Source organism: Catellatospora sp. NPDC049111, from assembly GCF_040648615.1.
GTDB classification, from domain to species: Bacteria; Actinomycetota; Actinomycetes; order Mycobacteriales; family Micromonosporaceae; genus Catellatospora; species Catellatospora aurea.
Genome location: NZ_JBEZEB010000008.1, coordinates 57,585 through 72,720, shown reverse-complemented (window position 1 = coordinate 72,720; position 15,136 = coordinate 57,585). Strand labels below are relative to the sequence as shown.

The window sequence follows — 15,136 nt, the reverse complement described above, 5'->3', positions numbered from 1 at the left end:
AGGTGCCCTTCCTTCGCCTGGGGCTACCAGCGGTGGTGGATCTGGGGGCGGATCAGGTCGTCGTAGACCTCGGTGACGACGCGGAGCTGGTCGGGCAGCAGGGCGGGCAGGTCGGCGGCGGCGGCGTTGGCGCGGGCCTGCTCGGGATTGCGGGCACCGGGGATGACCACGGTGACGCCGGGCTGGTCGATGATCCAGCGCAGCGCGAACTGGGCCATGGTCGCGCCGGACGGCACCAGCGGGGCGAGTCGGCGCACCGCGGCCAGGCCGGTGGCGAAGTCGACGCCGGAGAACGTCTCGCCGACGTCGAACGCCTCACCGTGGCGGTTGTAGGTGCGGTGGTCGTCCGCCGCGAACGTGGTGTGCTCGTCGTAGCGCCCCGACAGCAGCCCGCTGGCCAGCGGCACCCGGGCGATGATGCCCACCCCGGCGGCCGCGGCGGCGGGCAGCACCCGCTCCAGCGGCTTGAGCCGCAGCGCGTTGAAGATGATCTGCACGGACGCCACGTGCGGCCGGGCGATCGCGGTCAGCGCCTGCTCGCAGGTCTCCACGCTCACGCCGTACGCGGCGATGCGCTTCTCCTCGACCAGGGTGTCCAGCGCGTCGTAGACGGCCTCGGCGGAGTAGACCTCGGTCGGCGGGCAGTGCAGCTGGACCAGGTCCAGCGTGTCCACCCCGAGGTTGGCCCGGGACCGGTCGTTCCAGGCCCGGAAGTTGTCCATGTTGTAGTTGGCGGCCTCCTGGGCGACCCGGCGGCCCATCTTCGTGGCCACGGTGATCCCGTGGTCGGCCCCCCGCTCCCGCAGGCCCCCCTGCCGCAAGAACTGTCCGATCAGGGTCTCGCTGCGGCCGTCGCCGTACACGTCGGCGGTGTCGATGAAGTTCACGCCCGCGTCGACGGCGGTGGCGAGCACCGCCAGGGCGTCGTCCTCACTGACGCTGCCCCAGTCCGCGCCGAGCTGCCATGCGCCGAGCCCGACCACGCTCACATTCCGGCCCGTCCGGCCGAGGATTCGCTGCTGCACCTCGACAGCCTAGTCGCGCGCCGGGGTTACAGGTCGCGGTGCATCACGACGCAGTCGCGGCCGGCTTGGAGGTCCGGTCGGCGGTCGATCTCGGTGTAGTCGAGCCTGGTCCAGAACGCGAGCGCGGCCGGGTTGTTCACCAGCACCGCCAGCCGCACCCCGGGTCGGCCCGCGCGGCGCAGCCGTTCGTGGACCTCCTCCGCCACCTCACGGCCCAGCCCGCGGCCCTGCCGCCGCGCGTCGACCATCAGCAGCCCGATCCACGGAAAGCCGTCGACCGGGTGCGTGTCCAGCAGCGCCACCACCCCGGCCAGCGACTCGCCGCCCGCGTCAGGGGTGGTTTCGGGGCGGGACACGCGCACGAGGAGCACCTCGACGCCGGGCATCGCCAGTTCGCCGGAGAGCGCGCCGGCCACCTCGGCGGGGCTGACGGTCTCCGGGTCGGGCCCGAACTCGCCGCTGAGGCGGTGGAAAGCGGCGTTGCCGGCGTACAGCTGCGCGAGCTCGGCCAGCACGGGTGAGCCCGGCGCGAGGTCGCCGGGAGCGAGCGGAATCAGCACCGGCTGGTGTCTCCCTGATCAGTCCTGGTCGCCGCGGTGGCGGCGCGCCGTGTTGTTGGCCTTCTCGATGGCCCGCACCAACTCGGCCTTGGTCATGTGCCAGCGTCCGGTGACGTTGAGCTTCTTGGCCATGCCGAGCAGCTGCTCCTTGGTCTGACTCGACTGGTAGCGCAGCTTGCTGCGCATCTCCCGTTGGATCGGCATCGGGCCTCCCACTCCTTCGATCCTGCCTACTCAACGATCCCCAGCGTGCCGTCGCGGGGACGTTCGGGCCCATCCACCTCGGCGTTGAACTCGTAGCGCTTGTCCAGGCGCGGGGTGTCGTCGTACTCGTAGGTCAGCGCATTGACCACGTCGATCACGCCGGGCACGCCCCGCACCAGGCGCTCGGCGATCTGGGCCGAGCTGCGCCGGCCGGTGCCGCCGGTCAGGGTCACCACGCCTTCGTCCACGGTCGCGTCGATCTCGGGCGGCTGCACGAAGAGCATGCCCTGGATGATGTCGTGCACGACGTCGTGCCGGATCGCCTCGTCCGAGCGGCGGTACGTGCGCAGCAGGTCGCGCCGCGACACGATGCCCACCAGCATGCCCTCGGCGTCCACCACCGGCAGCCGCTTGAGCTGCTCGTCCTCCATGCGGCGGGCGGCCGCGACGACGGAGGCGTCCGGCCCGACCGTGATGACCGGGCTGGTCATCAGGTCCTCGGCCTCGTCGCCTTCGGCCTTGGCGCGGGCGACCGCGCGCCGCCGACGCTCGAACAGGTGCCGCTGTGGCTCCTCGCCGCTCAGGGCCAGTTTGTGCAGCAGATCGGCCTCGGAGACGATGCCGACCACCATGCCGCCGGGGTCCAGCACCGGCACGGAGCTGATCCCGTGCTCGGCCAGCAGGTCGATGATCTCCTTGTACGGCGTCGCGGTGCCCACACTGATCACCGGCGCGGACATCACCTCCCGCACGGTCCGCACCGTCATCAGCGCACCCCCTCATTCGGCCTCGTTCGGCCGGCGTGCCCCGGTTCGGCCGATGCGGCCCACCCGAGCAGGCCAGACTGGAGAGGTGAGCCACCGCGGCCGGTGGGTACATGCCCACTGTGATCGTACCGAGCCGGACGTGCCCGTTCGGCCCGGTTGACCCACCCGGAGGTGCATGATGAGGTCCGACGTGGCCGACCGCAGCGGCATACCCGCCGCCGCGCTGAGCAACCACGAGCTGTCCCGCGAGCTGGCGTCGCTGCACCGTACGCGGCACGACACGTTCGTGCACGGCTCCGACCACGCGCTGGCCAACCATGATCAGCGCAGCCGCGAACTGGAGCTGGAGTACCTGCAGCGGTTCCCCGAACGCGATCCCGATCCGCGGCGGTTGCGCCCCGCCGACCAGTGACGGCGGCCCGGCCGGCCACCGCCACTACGAAACGGGTAAAAAGTCTTTTTCGGACCAACCGTCCGAGTGTCCGTTCAGGTCAGTGACCGGTGAAGAGGACCTTCACCCGGTGCTGGCCCCGCTGCACGCCGTCCGCGGCGGTCAGTCGACCCGCGAGGCTGTCCGCGGCGTCGCGGGACTCGGTGGTGTGCTCGGCATCGCGCTGCTCCGGCCAGCGCAGCTCGTCCCGTCCGCCACCATTCGGGTCAAGCGGACGAACGCGGCTGACCACGACAATCCACTTGCCGGCGGCCGACTTTCGCCTCCTCCACCAGAACATCTCTGCCTCCGTCTCCCGCGTGCGCCGAGTGCCCACCGTACCGTGGCGCGTTCAACGGGACAGCCCTCGGTTGCGGGGTACGTTGGAAGGCCGACCGACCTTGATGGGGAGGGCAAGGTGACAGGCCTTTTCGCTTCGATAGGCGTCGACCTCGCCCGAGCGGACCTGCGACGGTTCACCCTGGCGGTCGTCACCGACGGCGTGGCGGTGCCCCACTCCCGCCGTTTCTGCGACCACGTGTGGACCGACGCCTCCGGTGCCCGGGTGGTGGCCCGCGCCCGCTGGGGCCGCATCCACCACGTGCAGCCCTCACTGGCCGGCGGCGCGGCGGCAGTGGCCTGCGAGAACATCCGCCTGATCGACGACCGCACCGCGATCATGGACCTGCTCGACGAGACCGACGGCGGCCTGCTCTGCCCCGTCGCGGTCCACCTGGAGGACCACACCGCCCTGCACGTCGCCGGCGGCGCCCTCCCGCGCGGTCAGATCACCCTGTCCGCCCTGGCCGAATCCCTCGAACCGCAGCCGCCGCCCACCCCGGACGACCCCACCCCGCCCGGCCTCGTCTGCGACGACCTCACCCGCCCCCACCAGGCCGACCCGGCCTGGACACCGACCCCCCGAGCCCGCCTGCACGGCACCGTCCGCCTCGCCGAACTACGCACCAACACCCTGACCGGCGAACCCTTCCACTGGCTGCGCCTGAGCGTCCACCCCGCCATCGCCCTCGACATCGCCGCCCCCGCCACCACCCTGCCCATCAGCCCTCCCCCCGGCACCACGCTCCGCCTCCGCGCCACCCTCACCGGCCGCCTCAACCTCCCCCCAAAGGAAGGGCACCTTCCCCACCAAATGCGTAGAGGAAGGGCACCTTATTAACCCGGCATGCGGGCCGGGCTGCGGTGGGATGGCGTAACGACGGGCGTTACAGTCCGGGACCTGTCTCACCATGCAGAGACAGGTCCCGCCTGACGCCTCCAGGTCGTGCCCAGCGTGGGTGCGCCGCGTCCGGGGACCTCGTGGGACCCGGCCGCCGGCGCGGCTGAGATCTGGCGCCATCATCACACCCGGCGGTTTCCGGCGCGTCCCCCGACCGACCATGCGCGGCGCGGGCTTCGGCCGAGGTCACCGCCGCCCGACGGCCAGCCGCAGCGCGGTGTGCGAGACCGGCGCGAACCCCAGCGCCCGGTACAGCGGCTCACCGTCGGCCGTGGCCCGCAGGTCGACCGTCGACACCCCGCGCCCGGCGAACCAGCCCAGCAACGACTCCATACACGCCCGCGAGAACCCCCGGCGGCGGTACGCCTTATCGGTCACCACGTTGTACACGTACCCGGTCCGCCCGGACGGGTTGCCCGGCCCGCCCAGCCGCAGCTCGATCGCGCCCACGGCGCACGCCGCCAGTCCCGCCCCGCCTGGCACGTCCACCACGTACGCCGCCATGACCGGATCCGGCTCCTCCAGCCGCGCCCGCAGCAGCGCCATGGCCTCCCGCTGCCACGGCCCCGGCTCGACCGGCTGCCCCGCCATCGCGCCGAGCATCACCGCCCGCAGCCGGACAAGCTCCGCCGCATCCGCCGTCACCGCTCGCCGCGTCTCGATCACGAACCGCAGGCTAGCCGAACCGCGGCACGGCAGCCGTCCCGCCGACCGGTCCGCTTCAGGCCCTGCCTCTGCCGATCAGGTCACGTACGGGCAGTGCCGGCAGCCTCGGGTGCAGCAGAACCCGCGCTTGGCGAGGAACCCGGCGCTGAGCACGAACAGCCCGGACGACGGATCGAGGTAACCCGGCGAGCCCTCGCGCAGCGCCTCCGTATGCCGGGCCAGGATCTCGGCCCGCTCCGGGTGGTCCTCGCGGAGCCGGGCCGGATGCGGTTCGTCCAGCTCACGGGGTGCCAGCGGCCATCGCTGCGGGGGTGCGGCCATCCGGCGACGATACCGCGCGGCACCCGTCGACTTCCGGTGACATCATCGACGGCATGACCGTCATCGAGGTCGTGCTCGGCGACATCACCGCCGAGGACGTCGACGCCATCGTGACCGCGGCCAACGAGTCGCTGCTGGGCGGCGGCGGGGTGGACGGGGCGGTCCACCGCGCGGCCGGGCCCGGACTGGCCCGCGCCGGCGGGGCGATCGCGCCCTGCGACCCCGGCAACGCGAAGGCCACTCCCGCGTTCGACCTGGATCCGCCGGTCCGCCATGTGATCCACACGGTCGGCCCGGTCTGGGAGGGCGGCACGTACGGCGAGGACGAAACCCTCGCCTCCTGCTACCGCCGCTGCCTCGAAGTGGCCGACGAGCTGGGCGCGGACAGCATCGCCTTCCCCGCGATCGCCACCGGTGTGTACGGCTTCCCCGCCGAGCGCGCGGCCCGCATCGCGGTCACGACCCTGCGGTCCACCCCGACTCGCGTGGCGCGCATCCGCCTCGTCGCCTTCGACGCCACCGCCCGCGACCTGCTGCTCGACGCCCTCAACGGCTGAGCCCGGACGCGGGCGCCCAAAGGCGGGCACGCGGCCTGCGCAGCCTGGAAAACATGCACACGCGGTGGGCCACGAACCCGGCGCACCGGTCAGGGCGCGGACCAGGTCTGCTCGTCGGCGGCCACGCGGGCATAGAGCAGCATGTCGCGGCGTACCCCGCCCAGCTCCATCCAGCTGCGCAGCAGGCCCTCGCGCTGGAACCCGGCGCGCTCGGCGGTGCGGATCGAGGCGGTGTTCCACGGCTCGACGTGCAGGTGCACTCGCGGTATGGCGAGGTCGGTCAGTGCCCAGCGGGCCACCGCCGCCAGCGCGCGCCCGGCTGCTCCCCGCCCGCGCGCCGAGGGCGCGATCCAGTAGCCGGTCGCGGCCCGACCCTCGGCCAGCTCGGTCACCCACAGGCCGATCTGCCCGACCGCCCGGTCTCCGACCCGATCGACGATCGCCAGGGAGTAGCCGACGCACTCCCGTGCCCGATCGTGCTGCCGCTGGACGAACGCCAACCCGGCAGCCTCGGTGTACGGCACCGGCACCGAGCTGATCACCGGGATGTACGCGTCGGCGGCGGCCTCCTCGATCAGCGGCAGGTCGCCGGGCCGGAACGGGCGCAGCAGGAACGGTCCCGCGTCCAGTTCGGGGATCACCAGTCCGTCTGTCATCGCGCGAGTCTGCCACCTCGCCCGGTTCCCGCGGCCTACCGGAGTCCGTGGTTGCCCGACGAGTCCAGCGATAGGTAAGCTGACACTTACGCATTTCACGAGACCGCGGCCTGGCGGGGTGCGGTAAGCCTGCCGGGAGGGACGGGGATGGCCGTGGCCGGGCTCGACGCGGTCCTGCACGCGGTCGCCGACGGCACCCGCCGGGCGATCGTCCAGCGGCTCGCGCACGGTCCCGCGACGACCGGTCAGCTCGCCGAACTCGCACCGATGAGCCGTCCCGCCATCTCGCAGCACATCAAGGTGCTGCAGGAGGCCGGGCTGCTGCGCACCACGGTGGCGGGCCGGCACCGCTGGCACTCCCTCGACCACGCCGCGCTGGCCGTGGTCGAGGACTGGGCCCGCCGCACCGGCAAGATCGCCCGCGCCGCACCTGCGCTGCACCTTCCGGAAGCGCCTGACAAGGAGAAACCATGATCCAGCCAGTCACCTACGTCGAGCTCAACAGCCCCGACCTCGATGCCACCTCGGCGTTCCTGTCGGCCGCGTTCGGCTGGCGGCCGCAGCCGTTCGCCGCTCCGGACTACCTGGTCGCCGCCCACGGTGACGCCGCGGGCGTGGACACCGGCATCCTGCCGTCGCGTGACGGGCAGCCCCGGGCGATCCCGGTGATCCGGGTCGAGGCCATGGCCGCGGCGATCGAGCGAGTACGCGCGCATGGCGGAACCGTCGTGGTCGAGCCGTTCACCATCACCGGGGTGGGCCAGGGCTGCTACATCACGGATCCGGCAGGGCTGCTGATCGGGCTGCACGCGTACGACGCCGCGGCCTGACCGCAGCGCACGGGGCCGCGCGGCCCGCACCGCGCGATCGGACCGGTTTCGTCGGCGGGCAGCCCTAGGCTCGGGCCCATGGCGAGGATGAGTCGGTCCGTGGCGGTGGAGCTGCTGCCCCACCTGCGACGAGCACGCGACCACATCGACCGCCATTACGCCGAAGCGCTCGACCTCGACCGACTCGCCCGGGTCGCCGGGGTGTCGAAGTTCTACTTCGTCCGCTGCTTCGAGGCGGCGTACGGGGAGACACCGATCCGCTACCTCACTCGCCGCCGCATCGAGCGGGCCCAGGACCTGCTGCGCCTGGCCAACCTGACGGTGACCGAGGTGTGCATGATCGTCGGGTTCGCCAGCCTCGGCTCGTTCTCGACCAGGTTCTCGGCGCTGACCGGGCAGACCCCGACGGGCTACCGCGACCGCTGGGCCGCCCGGGGCGGGCCGCACGTGCCCGGCTGCTATCTGTTCATGCGGGGCGTCTTCGACCTCGGCGGCACCACCGGCCACCCGAACCGGAACCAGCGAGACAGTGCAATCTCGGAGAAGCCCCAGCTCAGCGCCGAGTCCTAGGCTTGCCGACATGATCACAAACATCTCGCTGGTCACGGTGTACTGCCTCGACCAGGACAAGGCCCGCGACTTCTACGTCGACGTGCTCGGCTTCCAGCCCGGCACCGACATCACCATGGGCGAGGGCTTCCGCTGGGTGACCGTCCGCCACCCCAGCCAGCCCGAACTCCAGGTCACGCTGATGACGCCGGGGCCGCCGCTGGACGCCGACGCCGCCGACTTCGTCCGCCGCCAGCTGGAGAAGGGCGAGATGGGCGGGCTCGGTCTGAGCGTCGACGACTGCCGCAAGACGTTCGAGGAGCTCAGCGCCAAGGGTGTGGTGTTCCTCCAGGAGCCGGCCGACCGCCCGTACGGCGTCGAGGCCGTGATGCGCGACAACTCCGGCAACTGGCTGGTCCTCGTCGAAGAGAAGCAGTGGACCCCGGAGAACTTCGACTACCCCCGCGACTGAGGCAAGGAAGGGCACCTTCACAACGCTCCGCGTTATAGAAGGTGCCCTTCTTAACGTCGCAGCGCCGTGACCGGGGCCGATACGGGACGATCGGTGTGCGGCGATGCCCTGGCGGGCGCGACCGGCCAGCCGGGCGGGCGGGCCGGCCCTCGGGTCAGGCGGCGAAGCGGTGCAGGGTCCAGCGGGTGGGCGGCGAGGTGGCCGGGTCGCCGTCGGTGGTCCACTCGGTGAGCGAGCCCGGCGCGACCGCCGTGTCGAACGCGCGCAGCAGCGGCTGCATCCCCAGCACATGGAACGAGCTGTTGACCGTCTCGCTGTGCCCGACCAGCACCACCGTCTCGCCCGCGTGCCGGTACGCGATGTCGATGATCGACCGACCGGTCCGCACCACCAGCTCCGCCCAGCTCTCGTTCTCCCGCTGGAACGGCCGGTGCACGCCGCCTCCCGGCAGCTCGGCGCCCTTGAGCACGGCCAGCGGCCGCCCGTCGGCGTACGCCGGATAGTGCCAGGTGCACAGCCCGCAGTCGGTTACCGGCTCCACCCCCAGCGCCGCCGCGATCGGGGCCGCCGTCTCGACCGCCCGCCGCAGCACCGAGGAGTAAACGGCGACCGGCCCCGCCACCTCGCCCGCCAGCCGCCGCGCGGCCACCGCCGCCTGCTCGTGCCCCCGCGCGGTCAGCCCGCGGCACCCCGCCCGCCCGCCCACGATCCGCTCGACCGTGTGCACCGATTCCCCATGCCGCACGAAGATCAGCCGCGTCCCCATCGGACAGATGCTACGGCCGCCGCGACGATCATGAAGTTATGGCAGTGACACGCCGTCGAACACGGCCATAAGTTCATGATCAACGCAACAGGGTGGCGGGGAGGGGGACGGATGGGTCGGTGAGGCGGGCGGGGTCGGCGGGGGTGCCGGTGAAGCCGGATTTGACCAGGGCTGAGAGGTCGTCCTGGACGTCCCAGATGTTGATGTTCATGGCGGCGACGACGCGGTCGTCGTCGGTGAGCCAGAAGGCGATCACCTCGGGGGCCTTGCCGTCGCGCAGGGACGGGTCGCCGCGGAAGACGACCCGCGCGTAGTCGCCGGGGCCGGCCCAGCCGCAGTACTCCATGCCCAGGTCGTACTGGTCGGTGAAGAAGTACGGCACCTGGGCGTAGGACACCTCCTGACCGGCCATCGCCCGGCCCGCCGCCTTGCCGCCGGCGCGGGCGTTGGCCCAGTGTTCCGTCCGCAGATGTCTGTCCAGCAGGGGGTTCAGGGACGAGGCCACGTCGCCGCAGGCGTAGATGTGCGGATCCGAGGTGAGCAGGCCCGCGTCGGTGACGACGCCGTTGTCCACCGCCAGTCCCGCCTGCTCGGCCAGCTCGGTGGCGGGCCGGATGCCGACGCCGACGGCCACGAGGTCGGCGGCCAGCTCGCTGCCGTCGTCGAGCACCGCGCTGCGCACCGCGCCGTCCAGACTGCCGAACTCGCGCACCCCGGTGCCGAACCGGAACTCGACCCCGTTGGCCTCGTGCAGCGCCCGGAACAGCGCGGCCAGCTCGTCGCCCAGCACATGCCGCAGCGGGGCGCGGTCGGGCGTCACCACGGTGACCGGGCAGCCGTAACCCCGGGCCGCGGCCGCGATCTCCAGGCCGATCCAGCCCGAGCCGACGACCAGGACCTGCGGCCGCGGATCGGCCGTCAGGGCCCGGCGCAGCGCCTCCGAGTCGGGGTAGGCGCGCAGGTAGTGGATCCCGGACACGTCCGCGCCCGGCACGTCGAGGGTGCGCACCTTCGAGCCAGTGGCCAGCAGCAGCTTGTCGTACGAGACCTGCTCGTCGGAGTCGAGCGTCACCGTGCGGGCGGCCGGGTTCACCGACAGCGCGCGACGGCCGAGCATCAGTTCGATGCCCTGCTCGGCATACCACTCGCGCGGGTGCACGTACGCCTTCTCGCGCGGGTCCTTGCCCTGCAGGAAACCCTTGGACAGCGGGGGGCGCTCGTAGGGCACCTCCTCCTCCTGCCCGATCAGCAGCACCCGGCCGGGGAACCCCTCGGCCCGCAGCGCCTCGGCGGCCCTGGCCCCGGCCAGCGACGCACCGACGATGACGAATACCCGCTCGTCCGCACTCATGCCGTCCAGCCTCCCGCATCGCCCGTCCAGCGGTCCATGGAAACGCGACAGTCGTCCGGAAAACGCGCCGCGAAACCGGGCGAGCGCGGACCCGCGTGGACCCGGTAACCTCGCCGTCCCGGCAACCGGATGCGGCTGGAGCACGGAGGCGATCTCGGCCACGCAAGTGCGCGGCCCGCGCCGACCGCTTGGAGGGGAATCGGGGAACATGGCCGACACGTGCGGGCAAGTACTGGCATGACCGTGACGACCCAGCACGACCCGCCGCCGGGTGCCGCCCCGCCGGCCGAGACCGCGGTGCCGCCCGACCCGGCGGACCTCGGCGCGATGTTCGACGCGTACGCGCGCGACCTGCTCCGCTACGCGGCCCAGCGGGTCGGCGAGCAGGTCGCCGAAGACGTCGTGGCGCAGACCTTCCTCGTGGCGTACGAGCAGCGCCACCAGTACGACAGCACCCGCGGCGCGATGCTGCCCTGGCTGTACGGCATCTGCGGCAACCTGCTGCGCCGCCACCGCCGCACCGAGGTCCGGGCGCTGCGCGCCGTGGCCGCGGCCCAGTCCCACGCCGCTGACGAGGTCGCGCCGGACGCCCGCTCCGCGGAGCGCGTCGACGCGCAGCGCACCGTGGCCCGCGTCGCGACGGCCCTGGCCAAGCTGCCCCGCCGCCAGCGCGAGGTGCTGCTGCTGTTCGCCGTCGCCGAGCTGGGGTACGCCGAGATCGCCCAGGCGCTCGGCATCCCGCTGGGCTCGGTGCAGTCGGCGCTGCACCGCGCCCGCACGAAGATCAAGTCCGCGCTCGCCGCCCCCGGAGGTTCCCGATGACCCGTACCGACGCCGACCTCACCGCGGTCCGCGACCTGCCCCCCGGCTCGCCCGACCCGTCCGACGAGTCCGTCTCCCGCACCTGGTACCTGCTCAGCGCCCGGCAGGCCGCCGCACGCGGCCGGGCTCCGCGCCGGCTGGCCCGATGGCTGGTCCCGGTGGCCGCGGGCCTGACCGTGACGGCGGTCGCGCTCAGCGCGGTGACCGTCGGCGGTGTCGGCGGCCACCGGTTCGCCACCCCGAACATCGCCCTGGTCGAGGCCTCCCACCAGCCACTGCCCACCGAGCGGGGCACGAACCCCGCGCTGACGCGGACCACCCCGGAGGCGATCACGGCGCTGGAAGAGCTCGCCCGCACCGCCGAGCGCGCCCAGACCGTAGACCTGCGAGCAGGGCAGTTCGTACATGTGCTCATCGAGGGCTGGGCCGTCCACCTCACCGACGGCTGGACCGGGACGGTGGAGTTCCAGCCGCGCGAGTTGTGGCTGGACCCGCAGGGCATGATCCCGCTGAAGGTGCTGAACGGCGACGAGAACATGTTCGACAGCGGGCGCGCCGACCGCGAGGGCGACCTGGAGCACGCCCGCAACTTCCTGCGCGACAACGGCCCGAGCATCGTGTCGCCGACCCCGCAGTGGCTTGCCGGACTGACAACGCAACCGCAGGCGCTGCTGGCCCTGCTGCGGGCCGACGTCCCCGACAACGAGACGTTCACCAAGGACCATCAGCTCTGGGACGCCATGACCTACCTCTACCAGAGCTGCGACATCCTGCTCAGCCCGCAACTGCGGGCCGCGCTGCTGCGCGCGTTCCAGGGCATGGACGGGCTCACCGCCGGCACGGTCATGATCGATGACATCGAGCTGGTCGCGATCCGCCAGACCGACGGGAACTCGGCGATCGAGATCCTGTTCGACCCGGTCACCGCGTGGGCCGTCGGCCGGCGCAGCATCAGCCTCGACGACCGGCTGCGCCTGACCCCGCCCAGGACCGGCCCGAAGTTCGACCCGCTCGTCGACTACCACGCCACCTGGCGGCAGAACATCGTCGACAGCCTCGACGAGCGCTGATCCGCTCGCCGGCGGCCTCGGCCGGGCCCGCGCCGCGTGCGCGGGCCCGGCTCCCGCACCCCGCCCGGTCGGGGGAGTATGAATGAGACATGTCTGAGTTGGGCGAATATCTGTCGAGCGAGGTCGTCGTCGACTACGCCGACGGTCTGATCTCCCGCCGCGAGGCGCTGCGCCGCCTGGGCCTGCTCGGCGTCGGCGCGGCGGTCGCGACCCCGCTGCTGGCCGCGTGCGACGCCCAGCGCGGCACCACCACACCCCCGCAGGCCGCACCGACGCCCACGATCACCGGGCCGGCCGGCCCCAGCCCGGCCCCCACCGAGCCGATCACCTTCCCCGGCCCGAGCGGGCAGCTACAGGGCCGCTGGGCCGCCGCCGCCACCCCCAAGGGGTCGATGCTGGTGATCCACGAGAACAAAGGCCTGACCAAGCACATCGCCTCGATCGCGGGCCGGCTGGCCGCGGCGGGCTGGTCCGCGCTCGCCATCGACCTGCTCTCCGAGGAGGGCGGCACCGCGACGTTCACCGACCCCGCCCAGGCCACCGCCGCGCTCAACGCCGCCCCGCCGGCCCGGTTCATCGCCGACATGAGAGCCGGCATCGACGAGCTGCTCCGGCGCAACCCCGGGCACACCGTCGGCGCGACGGGCTTCTGCTTCGGCGGCGGCATGGTCTGGTCCCTGCTGGCCGCGGGCGAACCCCGCCTGTCAGCCGCCGTCCCCTTCTACGGCCCGTTCCCCGCGGACGCCTCCCTGTCCGGCTCCCCCCAGGCCGCCGTGCTCGGCGTGTACGCCCAGCTCGACGACCGGGTCAACGCCAGCCGCGACGCCGCCCGCGACGCCCTGCGCAAGGCCGGCCTGACGTACGAGATCGTCACCTACCCCGACGTCAACCACGCCTTCTTCAACGACACCGGCGCCCGCTACAACGCCCCCACCGCCACCCAAGCCTGGACCAAACTCACCACCTGGCTAACCGACCACCTCACCTGACCGAAGGAAGGGCACCTTCTTATCGTTTTTCGTTGAGGAAGGGCACCTTCTTAACCTCTTGCCGATGAAGGCGCAGGTGGCAGTGCTAGTCGGCGGCGTTCCGTCGCTGTCGCCGGTCAGGCGCCTCGGCGTTTGGCGGCGATGAAGGCTTTCAGCCTGGTCAGCGTCCAGGTGTTGATGACGTCGGCGGGGGTCAGCCAGCCGCGCTGGGCGATCGCGATGCCGAAGCGCAGCATGTCCAGGTGCACCGTGGAGTGCGAGTCGGTGTTGATCGCGAACTTCACCCCGCGCTCGCGCGCCCGCATGATCAGCTCGTCGGGCAGGTCGAGCCGGTCCGGGAACGCGTTCACCTCCATCGCGGTGCCGGTCGCGGCGGCTGCGTCGAAGACGGCGTCCCAGTCGGGCTCGACCGGCTTGCGCCGCCCGATCAGCCGCGTCGTCGGATGCCCGATGATGTTGACGTACGGGTTCTCGCACGCCTTCACGAACCGGTCGGTCAGCTCCGCCGGAGTCTGCGTGAAGTGCGAGTGCACCGAGGCGACGCAGATGTCGAACCCGGCCAGGAAGTCCGCGTCCCAGTCCACCGCGCCGTCCGGGTCGATGTTCAGCTCGCTGCCGTGCAGCAGCGCCATCTTGCCGTCCCCGGCCAGCGCCCGCAGCTTCTTGCGCTGGGCGAGCATCTTCGCGTCGGTCATCCGCTGCATCGGCATGTTCTTGGCGTGGTCGGTGACCGCGTAGTAGCGGTAGCCGCGCGCCCGTGCCGCGGCCAGCATCTCCTCCAGCGTGGACACCCCGTCCGTGAGGTTCGTGTGCGTGTGCAGGTCGCCGCGGATGTCGGCCTCGGTGACCAGGTCCGGCAGGGTGCCGTTGCGGGCGGCGGCCACCTCGCCGCGGTCCTCGCGCAGGGTGGGCGCGATCCAGGGCAGGCCGAGCCGCTCGTACACCTCCTCCTCGGTCTCCGAGACGAGCAGCGTGTCGTCCTCGGCGCGGAACAGCCCGTACTCGGACAGTTTCAGGCCCTTGCGCACGGCGATCTCGCGTACCCGGATGTTGTGCTCCTTGGAACCGGTGAAGTACTGCAGCGCCGCGCCCCACGACTCCGGCGGCACCACCCGCAGGTCCACCTGCAGCCCGGTCGTGGTGCGGATCGACGTCTTCGCCGGACCGCCCGCGATGACCTCGCCGACGAGCGGCAGCTCCGTGAACGCCGCCATGATCGGCTTCGAGTCGCGCGAGGCGACCAGGACGTCCACGTCGCCGATGCTGTCCCGCCCGCGCCGCAGCGACCCGGCGTACGTGCACTTCTCGCACTCCGGCAGCATCGACAGCGCAGCGATGACCTCCTCGGCGACCTCCAGCGCCGCGGAGACCAGCACCCGGCCGCCGCTGTGCCGCAGCACCTCGATGCCGTGCAGGATGTTCGCCGCAGTCTTCGCCCCGAACCCGCGCAGGCCGCTCAGCCGTCCGGCCTCGATCGCGTGCACCAGCTCGTCGACCGAGGAGACGCCCAGTTCGCGGTGCAGCGCCATGGCCTTCGCCGGGCCCAGGCCCGGGATCGCGATCAGCTCCAGCACGCCCGCGGGCACCTTGGCCCGCAGCTGTTCCAGGGCCGCCATCCGGCCGGTGGTGAGAAACTCGACGATCTTCTCGGCGGTCGACTTGCCGACGCCGGGGATCTGCTCCAGCCCCTTCAGGTCGAGCGTCCCCACGTCGGTGGCGTGACCGGCCACGCCCCGCGCGGCCTTCTCGTAGGTGCGGGCCCGGAAGGCGTCACCACCGGTGATAGCGATGAGATCGGCGTACTCCTGCAGCGCCGCCGCGACGACCTCGTTTGGCCGGGCCATGCCGCCAGTCTACGGTT

21 protein-coding genes are annotated in these 15,136 nt (G+C 72.3%); 10 read left to right on the top strand and 11 right to left on the bottom strand.

What is annotated here, in order from left to right; genetic code table 11:
- Positions 1-23: 23 nt before the first annotated feature.
- From AB0B66_RS14485 to AB0B66_RS14470, 4 genes are read right to left on the bottom strand one after another with little or no spacing between them, the layout of a single operon-like run.
- The gene (locus tag AB0B66_RS14485) at positions 24-1,025 is read right to left on the bottom strand and encodes an aldo/keto reductase (RefSeq protein WP_360528471.1); all 1,002 of its coding nucleotides are present in this window, start codon (positions 1,023-1,025) and stop codon (positions 24-26) included.
- 26 nt (positions 1,026-1,051) lie between these two features.
- Complete coding sequence (locus AB0B66_RS14480) at positions 1,052-1,585, bottom strand: GNAT family N-acetyltransferase (protein WP_360528468.1); 534 nt, start codon at positions 1,583-1,585, stop codon at positions 1,052-1,054.
- An 18-nt stretch (positions 1,586-1,603) separates the two neighbouring features.
- A complete protein-coding gene (locus AB0B66_RS14475) occupies positions 1,604-1,789 on the bottom strand; it encodes a hypothetical protein (protein WP_360528465.1) in 186 nt (61 codons plus the stop codon).
- Positions 1,790-1,815: 26 nt separating this feature from the next.
- Complete coding sequence (locus tag AB0B66_RS14470) at positions 1,816-2,556, bottom strand: CBS domain-containing protein (protein WP_360528462.1); 741 nt, start codon at positions 2,554-2,556, stop codon at positions 1,816-1,818.
- A 178-nt stretch (positions 2,557-2,734) separates the two neighbouring features.
- Between AB0B66_RS14470 and AB0B66_RS14465 the strand changes: the two genes are divergently transcribed.
- A complete protein-coding gene (locus tag AB0B66_RS14465) occupies positions 2,735-2,968 on the top strand; it encodes a DUF6158 family protein (protein ID WP_239167130.1) in 234 nt (77 codons plus the stop codon).
- A 79-nt stretch (positions 2,969-3,047) separates the two neighbouring features.
- Here AB0B66_RS14465 and AB0B66_RS14460 read toward each other — a convergent pair whose 3' ends face one another.
- Complete coding sequence (locus AB0B66_RS14460; RefSeq protein ID WP_360528459.1) at positions 3,048-3,287, bottom strand: hypothetical protein; 240 nt, start codon at positions 3,285-3,287, stop codon at positions 3,048-3,050.
- A 117-nt stretch (positions 3,288-3,404) separates the two neighbouring features.
- On the opposite strand from AB0B66_RS14460, the gene AB0B66_RS14455 reads away from it, so the two are divergent.
- Positions 3,405-4,166 (top strand): hypothetical protein, encoded by a 762-nt coding sequence (locus AB0B66_RS14455; protein ID WP_360528456.1) that lies wholly within the window; start codon positions 3,405-3,407, stop codon positions 4,164-4,166.
- A gap of 246 nt (positions 4,167-4,412) precedes the next feature.
- On the opposite strand, the gene AB0B66_RS14450 is transcribed toward AB0B66_RS14455, so the two are convergent.
- Positions 4,413-4,892 (bottom strand): GNAT family N-acetyltransferase, encoded by a 480-nt coding sequence (locus AB0B66_RS14450; RefSeq protein WP_360528453.1) that lies wholly within the window; start codon positions 4,890-4,892, stop codon positions 4,413-4,415.
- Between the two features lie 75 nt (positions 4,893-4,967).
- Positions 4,968-5,213 carry a DUF5522 domain-containing protein gene (locus tag AB0B66_RS14445; RefSeq protein ID WP_360528450.1) on the bottom strand — a complete coding sequence of 82 codons (246 nt, stop codon included), beginning with the start codon at positions 5,211-5,213 and terminating at the stop codon, positions 4,968-4,970.
- A gap of 53 nt (positions 5,214-5,266) precedes the next feature.
- Between AB0B66_RS14445 and AB0B66_RS14440 the strand changes: the two genes are divergently transcribed.
- A complete protein-coding gene (locus AB0B66_RS14440) occupies positions 5,267-5,770 on the top strand; it encodes a macro domain-containing protein (protein ID WP_360528447.1) in 504 nt (167 codons plus the stop codon).
- An 89-nt stretch (positions 5,771-5,859) separates the two neighbouring features.
- Here the strand turns inward: AB0B66_RS14440 and AB0B66_RS14435 are convergent, their stop codons facing one another.
- Positions 5,860-6,426, bottom strand: coding sequence for a GNAT family protein (locus tag AB0B66_RS14435; protein WP_360528444.1), 567 nt, complete (start codon positions 6,424-6,426; stop codon positions 5,860-5,862).
- Positions 6,427-6,573: 147 nt separating this feature from the next.
- On the opposite strand from AB0B66_RS14435, the gene AB0B66_RS14430 reads away from it, so the two are divergent.
- The 4 genes from AB0B66_RS14430 to AB0B66_RS14415 all read left to right on the top strand — a co-directional run bounded on the left by AB0B66_RS14430 (position 6,574) and on the right by AB0B66_RS14415 (position 8,277).
- On the top strand, positions 6,574-6,900 hold the full coding sequence (locus AB0B66_RS14430; protein WP_360528441.1) for a metalloregulator ArsR/SmtB family transcription factor: 327 nt from the start codon (positions 6,574-6,576) through the stop codon (positions 6,898-6,900).
- Positions 6,897-7,256, top strand: coding sequence for a VOC family protein (locus AB0B66_RS14425; RefSeq protein ID WP_360528438.1), 360 nt, complete (start codon positions 6,897-6,899; stop codon positions 7,254-7,256). Before AB0B66_RS14430 ends, AB0B66_RS14425 begins: the two co-directional genes overlap by 4 nt.
- A 78-nt stretch (positions 7,257-7,334) precedes the next feature.
- Complete coding sequence (locus AB0B66_RS14420) at positions 7,335-7,826, top strand: AraC family transcriptional regulator (protein WP_360528435.1); 492 nt, start codon at positions 7,335-7,337, stop codon at positions 7,824-7,826.
- Between the two features lie 10 nt (positions 7,827-7,836).
- Complete coding sequence (locus tag AB0B66_RS14415; RefSeq protein ID WP_360528432.1) at positions 7,837-8,277, top strand: VOC family protein; 441 nt, start codon at positions 7,837-7,839, stop codon at positions 8,275-8,277.
- A 154-nt stretch (positions 8,278-8,431) separates the two neighbouring features.
- On the opposite strand, the gene AB0B66_RS14410 is transcribed toward AB0B66_RS14415, so the two are convergent.
- Together AB0B66_RS14410 and AB0B66_RS14405 are read right to left on the bottom strand one after the other, a co-directional pair.
- Positions 8,432-9,043: a histidine phosphatase family protein gene (locus AB0B66_RS14410; RefSeq protein ID WP_360528429.1), complete on the bottom strand. Its 612-nt coding sequence runs from the start codon at positions 9,041-9,043 to the stop codon at positions 8,432-8,434.
- Positions 9,044-9,122: 79 nt separating this feature from the next.
- Positions 9,123-10,394 carry an FAD-dependent oxidoreductase gene (locus AB0B66_RS14405; RefSeq protein ID WP_360528427.1) on the bottom strand — a complete coding sequence of 424 codons (1,272 nt, stop codon included), beginning with the start codon at positions 10,392-10,394 and terminating at the stop codon, positions 9,123-9,125.
- Between the two features lie 237 nt (positions 10,395-10,631).
- On the opposite strand from AB0B66_RS14405, the gene AB0B66_RS14400 reads away from it, so the two are divergent.
- From AB0B66_RS14400 to AB0B66_RS14390, 3 genes are all read left to right on the top strand, one after another.
- Positions 10,632-11,216: an RNA polymerase sigma factor gene (locus AB0B66_RS14400; RefSeq protein WP_360528424.1), complete on the top strand. Its 585-nt coding sequence runs from the start codon at positions 10,632-10,634 to the stop codon at positions 11,214-11,216.
- Complete coding sequence (locus AB0B66_RS14395) at positions 11,213-12,286, top strand: hypothetical protein (protein WP_360528421.1); 1,074 nt, start codon at positions 11,213-11,215, stop codon at positions 12,284-12,286. The genes AB0B66_RS14400 and AB0B66_RS14395 overlap by 4 nt, the downstream gene beginning before the upstream one ends.
- 89 nt (positions 12,287-12,375) lie before the next feature.
- Positions 12,376-13,275: a dienelactone hydrolase family protein gene (locus AB0B66_RS14390; RefSeq protein ID WP_360528418.1), complete on the top strand. Its 900-nt coding sequence runs from the start codon at positions 12,376-12,378 to the stop codon at positions 13,273-13,275.
- A 116-nt stretch (positions 13,276-13,391) separates the two neighbouring features.
- Here the strand turns inward: AB0B66_RS14390 and polX are convergent, their stop codons facing one another.
- A complete protein-coding gene (gene polX / locus AB0B66_RS14385; RefSeq protein WP_360528415.1) occupies positions 13,392-15,119 on the bottom strand; it encodes a DNA polymerase/3'-5' exonuclease PolX in 1,728 nt (575 codons plus the stop codon).
- Between the last annotated feature and the right edge of the window lie 17 nt (positions 15,120-15,136).

Excerpts from the sequence above, each read along its gene's own strand:
- AB0B66_RS14475 (WP_360528465.1), bottom strand. The coding sequence starts at position 1,789 with ATGCCGATCCAACGGGAGATGCGCAGCAAGCTGCGCTACCAGTCGAGT.
- AB0B66_RS14470 (WP_360528462.1), bottom strand. The coding sequence starts at position 2,556 with ATGACGGTGCGGACCGTGCGGGAGGTGATGTCCGCGCCGGTGATCAGT.
- AB0B66_RS14465 (WP_239167130.1), top strand. The coding sequence starts at position 2,735 with ATGAGGTCCGACGTGGCCGACCGCAGCGGCATACCCGCCGCCGCGCTG.
- AB0B66_RS14460 (WP_360528459.1), bottom strand. The coding sequence starts at position 3,287 with ATGTTCTGGTGGAGGAGGCGAAAGTCGGCCGCCGGCAAGTGGATTGTC.
- AB0B66_RS14445 (WP_360528450.1), bottom strand. The coding sequence starts at position 5,213 with ATGGCCGCACCCCCGCAGCGATGGCCGCTGGCACCCCGTGAGCTGGAC.
- AB0B66_RS14440 (WP_360528447.1), top strand. The coding sequence starts at position 5,267 with ATGACCGTCATCGAGGTCGTGCTCGGCGACATCACCGCCGAGGACGTC.
- AB0B66_RS14435 (WP_360528444.1), bottom strand. The coding sequence starts at position 6,426 with ATGACAGACGGACTGGTGATCCCCGAACTGGACGCGGGACCGTTCCTG.
- AB0B66_RS14430 (WP_360528441.1), top strand. The coding sequence starts at position 6,574 with ATGGCCGTGGCCGGGCTCGACGCGGTCCTGCACGCGGTCGCCGACGGC.
- AB0B66_RS14425 (WP_360528438.1), top strand. The coding sequence starts at position 6,897 with ATGATCCAGCCAGTCACCTACGTCGAGCTCAACAGCCCCGACCTCGAT.
- AB0B66_RS14420 (WP_360528435.1), top strand. The coding sequence starts at position 7,335 with ATGGCGAGGATGAGTCGGTCCGTGGCGGTGGAGCTGCTGCCCCACCTG.
- AB0B66_RS14415 (WP_360528432.1), top strand. The coding sequence starts at position 7,837 with ATGATCACAAACATCTCGCTGGTCACGGTGTACTGCCTCGACCAGGAC.
- AB0B66_RS14410 (WP_360528429.1), bottom strand. The coding sequence starts at position 9,043 with ATGGGGACGCGGCTGATCTTCGTGCGGCATGGGGAATCGGTGCACACG.
- AB0B66_RS14405 (WP_360528427.1), bottom strand. The coding sequence starts at position 10,394 with ATGAGTGCGGACGAGCGGGTATTCGTCATCGTCGGTGCGTCGCTGGCC.
- AB0B66_RS14400 (WP_360528424.1), top strand. The coding sequence starts at position 10,632 with ATGACCGTGACGACCCAGCACGACCCGCCGCCGGGTGCCGCCCCGCCG.
- AB0B66_RS14395 (WP_360528421.1), top strand. The coding sequence starts at position 11,213 with ATGACCCGTACCGACGCCGACCTCACCGCGGTCCGCGACCTGCCCCCC.
- AB0B66_RS14390 (WP_360528418.1), top strand. The coding sequence starts at position 12,376 with ATGTCTGAGTTGGGCGAATATCTGTCGAGCGAGGTCGTCGTCGACTAC.
- polX (WP_360528415.1), bottom strand. The coding sequence starts at position 15,119 with ATGGCCCGGCCAAACGAGGTCGTCGCGGCGGCGCTGCAGGAGTACGCC.